The 6,696-nt window shown below is 66.3% G+C and carries 7 protein-coding genes; all 7 read right to left on the bottom strand.

The window, feature by feature from the left end:
- Positions 1-592 (bottom strand): FAD-dependent oxidoreductase (locus EN781_RS21780; protein ID WP_127400320.1); only part of this gene is annotated, 592 nt, incomplete at its 3' end.
- A 37-nt stretch (positions 593-629) separates the two neighbouring features.
- Complete coding sequence (locus tag EN781_RS21775; RefSeq protein WP_126058462.1) at positions 630-1,745, bottom strand: ABC transporter ATP-binding protein; 1,116 nt, start codon at positions 1,743-1,745, stop codon at positions 630-632.
- Positions 1,742-2,539: an ABC transporter permease gene (locus EN781_RS21770; RefSeq protein WP_126058461.1), complete on the bottom strand. Its 798-nt coding sequence runs from the start codon at positions 2,537-2,539 to the stop codon at positions 1,742-1,744. Before EN781_RS21770 ends, EN781_RS21775 begins: the two co-directional genes overlap by 4 nt.
- A complete protein-coding gene (locus tag EN781_RS21765; protein ID WP_126058460.1) occupies positions 2,539-3,411 on the bottom strand; it encodes an ABC transporter permease in 873 nt (290 codons plus the stop codon). Before EN781_RS21765 ends, EN781_RS21770 begins: the two co-directional genes overlap by 1 nt.
- Positions 3,412-3,433: 22 nt before the next feature.
- Entirely contained in the window at positions 3,434-4,444 is a 1,011-nt protein-coding gene (locus EN781_RS21760; protein ID WP_245492632.1) for a PotD/PotF family extracellular solute-binding protein, read from the bottom strand.
- Between the two features lie 106 nt (positions 4,445-4,550).
- A complete protein-coding gene (locus tag EN781_RS21755; RefSeq protein ID WP_126058459.1) occupies positions 4,551-5,210 on the bottom strand; it encodes an XRE family transcriptional regulator in 660 nt (219 codons plus the stop codon).
- Positions 5,211-5,356: 146 nt separating this feature from the next.
- Positions 5,357-6,696: chloride channel protein (locus EN781_RS21750; protein WP_145965576.1), on the bottom strand; the 1,340-nt coding region annotated here is incomplete at its 5' end.

The following is a 6,696-nucleotide window of genomic DNA, read 5'->3' as shown; positions in this document are numbered from 1 at the left end:
CGCGCACCAGCTTGGCCGGCTGCACCCGCGCCTGGCCATGGACGACGAAGCCGCCAAGGACGTTGCGGACATTGATGCGCGCCCGGGTCGCCGCTTGATCGAGCATCTCGACGCGGTTCGGATCGACGTCCCAGGCGCGGATCGTCTCGCACTCCTCGCGGGCGCGTTCGAGCTGCGCCGGGTTGGTGGCCACCGTCAGATTGTCGACGCGGCGAATGTCGGCATCGATGCTCTCAGCGGCCGCCACCCGGATCACCTCGTCGACGCAGCCGGCCATGGCCGCCTGCATGGCGCTGACACCTCGCCGGGTCGAGGTCTTGAGATATTTCTCGCGCGACCAGGTGAAGCCGCCCGACAGCCAGCCGCCATTGCGGCCCGACGCGCCGAAGCCGGCGAATTCGCGCTCGATCAGCGCGATGCGCAGCGACGGTCTCGCCTTCTTCAGATAGTAGGCGGTCCAAAGGCCGGTGTAGCCTGCGCCGACGATGGCGACATCGGCCTCGATATCGCCGGGCAAGGGCGGCCGCGGCGCGGGAACCCCGCCGATATCCGCATACCAGAACGATATGTCGCCGTTGCGCTTGGCTTGCATGGGATGACTTCCGGATTGGTTGGCGGATTGATCGGGATCAGGTCAGCGTCGTGTCGGCGGCGCTGTCGTCGGCCAAAAGCTTGGCGTCGGCGCCGTCGAAGCAAAGCTCCACCTGCTCTCCCAGCCCAAAGCTGTCGCCGGTTAGCGGCGAGCGCACGATCGCCGTGGAGCCGTCGGCGAGCCTGACTTCGTATTTCGATCCTGAGCCGAGATAGATGGCTTCCGCAATTGTCCCCGGCAGCCGGTTGGCGCCATTTGCCCCGTTGTGGCCGGGCCGGCGGATGGCCAGCTTTTCTGGACGCAGCAGCATCACCGGGCTGGCCTCCCCGTTGATGCGCCTTGGCGCCGTCACCGTCTCGCCGGCGATGCTGAGCGCGGTGCTCGTGCCGTCGCTCCGCGCCTCGCCGCGCAACACCGTGGAGTCGCCGATGAAGCGGCCGACGAACAGCGTCGCCGGTTCGTCGTAGAGCTGCCGGCCGGTGCCGACCTGCTCGATCTGGCCGCGATTGAACACCGCAATGCGGTCCGAGAGCACCAGCGCCTCTTCCTGGTCGTGCGTGACATAGACGAAGGTGGTGCCGAGCTCGCGATGGATGCGCTTGATCTCAAGCTGCAGCCATTCGCGCAGCTTTTTGTCGAGCGCGCCGAGCGGCTCGTCCATCAACAGCAGCGGGGGGTCGAAGACGATGGCGCGGGCCAGCGCCACGCGCTGCTGCTGGCCGCCCGACAATTCGCTAGGGTAGCGATGCGCGAAGTCGCCCATTTTGACCATGTCGAGCGCCCGCGTCACCCGCGCCTTGCGCTCATCCTGCCCGACGCCGCGCAACGTCAGTGGATAGGCCACGTTGCGGCCGACCGTCATGTGCGGGAACAGCGCGTAGTGCTGGAAGACGACGCCGATGTTGCGCTTGTGCGCCGGCACGCCGACCACGCTTTTGTCCCCGACCAGGAGCTTGCCGCTGGTCACATCGGTGAAGCCGGCGATGACGTTGAGCGTCGTCGTCTTGCCGGAGCCGCTTGGCCCGAGCAGCGTCATGAATTCGCCGGGCTCGATGCGAAGCGAGACGCCGTCCAGCGCCTTGAAGCCGCCATAGGCCTTGCTGATCGACTCCAGGTCGATCGCCGCGCCCTTGCTCGCCTGCCTTGGGTTCATTGGCGTCCCTTCCGCTCGCGGCCAAGGAGAAGCATGCCGCCACCGATCAGGATCGTGGTGGCGCACAAAAGGATCGTGCCGACCGCGGCGACCGTCGGGTCGGCGTCGCGCGTGATGGAAGAGAAGATCTGCACGGGCAATGTCTTCAGGTAGGGATTGGTGATGAACAGCGACACGACGATCTCGTCGAAGGAGGTGGCGAAGGCGAACAGCAGGCCGGATAGGATGCCGGGCAGGATCAGCGGCAGCGTTACCGTGCGGAACGTCGTCAGCGCACCGGCGCCGAGGCTCGCCGCCGCCGTCTCCAGCCGCCTGTCGAACACTTCGAGACTGGCTGAGACGGCGATCAGCACGAAAGGAAGCGCAAGGATGGTGTGGGCAAGCACGAAGCCCAGCATCGTTCCGACCAGGTGGGTGTCGAGATAGACGGCATAAATGCCGATGGCCAGCACCACGCCGGGCACCACCATCGGCGTCAGCATCAGCATCCGCAAAAGGTTGGCCGGCCGCGCCTTCATGCGGTCGAGGCCAAAGGCCGCCAGCGTGCCGAGCACCGTCGCCAGCACCGCCACCAACGAGGCAACCTTGAGCGAGTTCAGGAAGCTGGTGGACCATTCCGGGCTGGTGGCGAAGTTCTGGTACCATTGCCAGGAGAAGCCTTGCGGCGGAAACGCCAGCGACTTGTTGGCGTTGAACGACATCGGCACGACGACGAGCGTCGGCGCCACCAGCCATATCGCCACCAGCAGGCAGACGAGCCCGAGGACGACGCGCGTGAGGGGCTTCATCTCCATCAGCGTCGCCCCGCTTCCCGGTGCCTGGAGCGCATCACCGGCGCCGCCAGCGCCAGCAGCAGGAAGGTGGCGACGAGCAGCACCACGCCCATCGCGCCGCCACGGCCCCATTGCAGCAGGCTGAGCACCTGCGTCTGCACCAGCGTCGACAGCATGGTCGAGCGCGGGCCGCCGAGCAGCGCCGGCGTGATGTAGAAGCCCAGCGCCAGGATGAAGACGATGATGGCACCGGCATGGACGCCCGGCAGCGACAGCGGCAGGTAGACGGTGAAGAACGCGCGGAACGGTGACGCGCCGAGGCTCCGCGCCGCTCGCATTAGCCTGAGGTCGATGCCTTTCATGACCGAATAGAGCGGCAGGATCATGAATGGCAAAAGCACCTGCGCCATGCCGATCACCACGCCGGTCTGGGTGCGGATCAGCTTGACGCCGCTGAAGCCAGCCGCGCGCAGCAGCGAATTGATGACGCCCGAATCCTGCAGCAGGATCACCCATGACAACGTGCGCACCACCCCGCTCACCCAGAACGGGATCAGCACGCAAAGCACCAGCATCAACCGGACGCGCGGTCCGACCGCAGTCATGAGATAGGCGTAAGGATAGGCCGAGACCACGCACACCAGCGTCACCCAGGCCGAGATGGTGAAAGTCCGCCGCAGAACCGTGAGATTGACGGGCGCGCCGAAGAACCAGGCATAGTTCTGCACGCCCCATTCCGGCTCCGATAGGCTGCGCAGCACGATGGTGAGCAGCGGATAGCCGATCACCGCGATGAGCAGGATGAGCGCCGGCAGCGCGAGCGCGTACGGCCTCCACGCCCGTCCCGGCCACCCTAGGGCGGCGGGCTGGATCGTGGAATCGGACGCGCTCACGACCTTTGTCTCCGTTCGCCCCTTAGTTGCCGGCCATCATCGCCGACCACTTCTCCTGCGCCGCCTGGAAGTTCTCGACCCAGAACTTGATGTTCTGCTTGTAGCCCTGGCTCTGGCGATCGGGCGTGTTGGTCAGGAAGGCGGCGACGGAGGCGTCGACCTTCGGCTGCGCCTCATTGTTGGTCGGCGTATAGGAGGTCGTCTGCGTCAGCACCTCCTGCGACTGCTTGCCGAGATAGGCATTGAGCAGCGCATAGGCGGCATCCGTGTCCTTGACGCCGACGGGAATGGTCATCTGGTCCATCACCACCAGCCAGTCCTGCCAAGCCGGCGCGTATTTGGCGCCGTTCTTGACCGCGGTCATGGCGCGGCCGGTCCACATCATCAGCATGTCGGCCTCGCCGGATTCGGCGAGCTGCTGCGATTCGGCGCCCGTCTTCCAGTAGATGGTGTCGGGGCCGAGCTTACGCACCACGTCGATGGCCTTGTCGATATCGGCTGCCGTCATCGCCTTCGGATCGCCGCCGCCGACCTTGAGGGCCTGCTCCAAGAGGCCCCCGGTGAAGTCGCCGGAGCCGTCGATGCCGCGCACGCCCGGGAACTTTGCCGTGTCGAAGAAGTCGGCCCAGCTCTTGGGCGGGTTATCCTTGTACTTCTCGGTGTTGTACATCAGCACGACGCCATAGTTCATCGCCGGCACCGAGCACTCGCTGACCTGGCCCTCTGGAATGTGCGAGACGTCGAGCTTGGAGAGGTCGAGCTTCTGGAACAGCTTGCCGCAATAGACGTAAGGCGGGAAGTCGGCGGTATCGACCACGTCCCAGGTCACGTTGCCGGACTCCACCTGCGCCTGCAGCTTGGCGATCTCGGTCGGGCCGTCATTGAGCAAGGTGACGCCGGACTTTTCGACGAACTCCTTAAGCGCGGCCACCTGGCCGTCCTGGTAGATGCCGCCGAAGGAGACGAACGTCAGGGTCTTGCCCTTCAGCGAACCTTCCTTGACCGCGCCGGCGACAGGGTTCTCCTGCGCCATCGCAGCCGTGCCCAGAAAGCCGAGCACCATCGCCGCGCCAAATGCCAAAACGTGTCGACTTCAGCATGATTGTCATTCTCCCATTGCTACCCGCGTTTGATCGGAACTACCTGGCCGCGAGCGGTTTCCAGGCCGTATATTGGTCGAGCTCGGCGCGCGCCGAGGTCGGTGGCGCGATGATCCACATCACCTCGGCGCGGCCGCTGCCGATGTTCTCGCTGCGATGCGGCGTCGAGGTCGCGTATTCGATGCTGTCGCCTTCCTCGAGCACGTGGCGCGCGTCGCCGAGCGAAACCTCCAGGACCCCACGCAGGACGACAAGCATCTCGTGCGCGTCGCCATGGGTGTAGAGATCGGGCCCGGTCGAGCCGCCAATGTCGAATTCGCCGATATAGACTTCCATGTCGCTGAGCGGCGGGCGCGACAAAAGCATCTTGCGGCAGCCGTCGCTGGGCGGCAGGCTCGGCCGCTCGCTGCGCCGCAAGACCCCATGGTTCTGCTCGGCACTTTCCTCGAACAGCATCGCCACGCTGACGCCGAGCGCCGAAGCCATCTGGTTGAGCGAGGCAGTGCTGGCGCCGGTCAGGCCGCGCTCGAGCTGGCTGATGAAGCTGGCGCTGGTTCCGGTTGCCTCGGCAAGCTCCCGCAGTGACAGCCTGCGGGCGAGCCGAAGGGTTTTCAGGCGCATTCCCAGCACCTGATGGGCATGCGTAGCGGCCGGTGCGTCGCCCGTCTTTGCCGAAGCTTGGCCGGAAGCCTTGCTCATGCCGTCTCCTCCTCCACTTAACAGACTGTACAGTGCCACTGTACATCTGACAAGTCGCGCGTGGCGCCAGAGCCGCGCCTATGGCTAGGCCAGGCAAGTCGGCGGGTTGAGGTCGGCAGATCGATAAGGGAGGTGCGGGAGACGCGCTAGCCTTCGCCGGAGAGGTCCCGTCGCGCCTTGTCCAGTTCCTCGGCATAGCGCCGCATCAGATGGCTTTCGGTCAAAAGGCCGAGCACGACGCGGTCGGCGAAATCCTCGACCACGGCCAGTTCCTCGGCACCGGCGCGCTGGAAGGTTTCGGCCGCCGTCTGGACGTTCATGGAAGGCACCAGCACGGCGTCCTTGAACCGGGCAAGCGACCACACCGGCGTCTCGCCGTCCGCAAGCTCGCTGTGCAGTTCCGCCACGATCAGCACGCCGACATAGTGCTGGCCTTCATCCACGGCGATGACGCGCTGCGCCGAGCCCAGCGGCACCGCCTTGCGAAAGGCGCCGAGCGTCGTCGCGGCATCGATGGTGCGGACATCCTTGCGCATCATCGAGCCGACGGTGAGGCTGCGCATCCAGCCGACGTCGTGGGCGCTGCGGATGGTCTCGCCGCGCAGGTGGAAACGCCAGGTCGAGAAGGAGTAGCCGAAGGTCTCGCGCACCAGCATCGCCGCCATGATCGAAGCCGCCAGCACGACGCCGGTCAGCGTCAGGTCGCGTGTCGATTCCAGCGCCAGGAAGGTCATCGTCAGCGGCGCGCCGACGACGCCGACGGCGAGCGAGGTCATGCCGACGACGGCGGCGACGGCCGGGTCGATGCCGGTCGCCGGCGAGACGGTGGCCATCACGCCGGCGAAGACCTTGCCGAGCAGCGCGCCGAGAAACAGCGAGGCGAAGAACAGGCCGCCGCGAAACCCCGAGCCGAGCGAGATCGCCGAGGCCGCCAGCTTCAGCACGAAGACGCTGGCGACGACGCCAAGCCCATAGTTCATCGCGAATTCGCGATGCAGCGCGCCATGGCCGCTGGACAGCACCTGCGGCGTGACTAGGCCGAGCAGCCCGACAAGGATGCCGCCGATGAAGGGCCGCAGCGACGCATCGACCGACAGCCGGGCAAAGCCGTGCTCGATCAGGCTGACCAGATGCATGATGGCGATCGAGGCGGCGCCCCCGAGCAGGCCGAGCAGCAGGAACGGGATGTACTGGCTGGCGGTCAGCGCCGGCAGGCCGGACAGTTCCAGCGGAAAAGGCACGACGCCGAACACCTCGGCGGTCAGCGAGGCGCAGATGGCCGCCGTCATCACCGGCGCGACATTGGCGACCGAATAGATGCCGATGATCAGCTCGAAGCCGTAGAAAGCGCCGGTCAGCGGCGCGTCGAAGGCGGCGGCGATGGCGCCGGCGGCGCCGCAGCCGACGAGGATGCGCACGTCGTTGCGGCGCAGCCTGAAGGCGCGCGCCAGCCGCGACGCCAGACCAGAGCCAACCTGCGTGTAGC

The sequence above is a fragment of the Mesorhizobium sp. M4A.F.Ca.ET.090.04.2.1 genome, assembly GCF_003999085.1.
In the GTDB taxonomy this organism is placed as follows: Bacteria; Pseudomonadota; Alphaproteobacteria; order Rhizobiales; family Rhizobiaceae; genus Mesorhizobium.
This window is presented reverse-complemented; position numbering and strand designations above follow the sequence as displayed.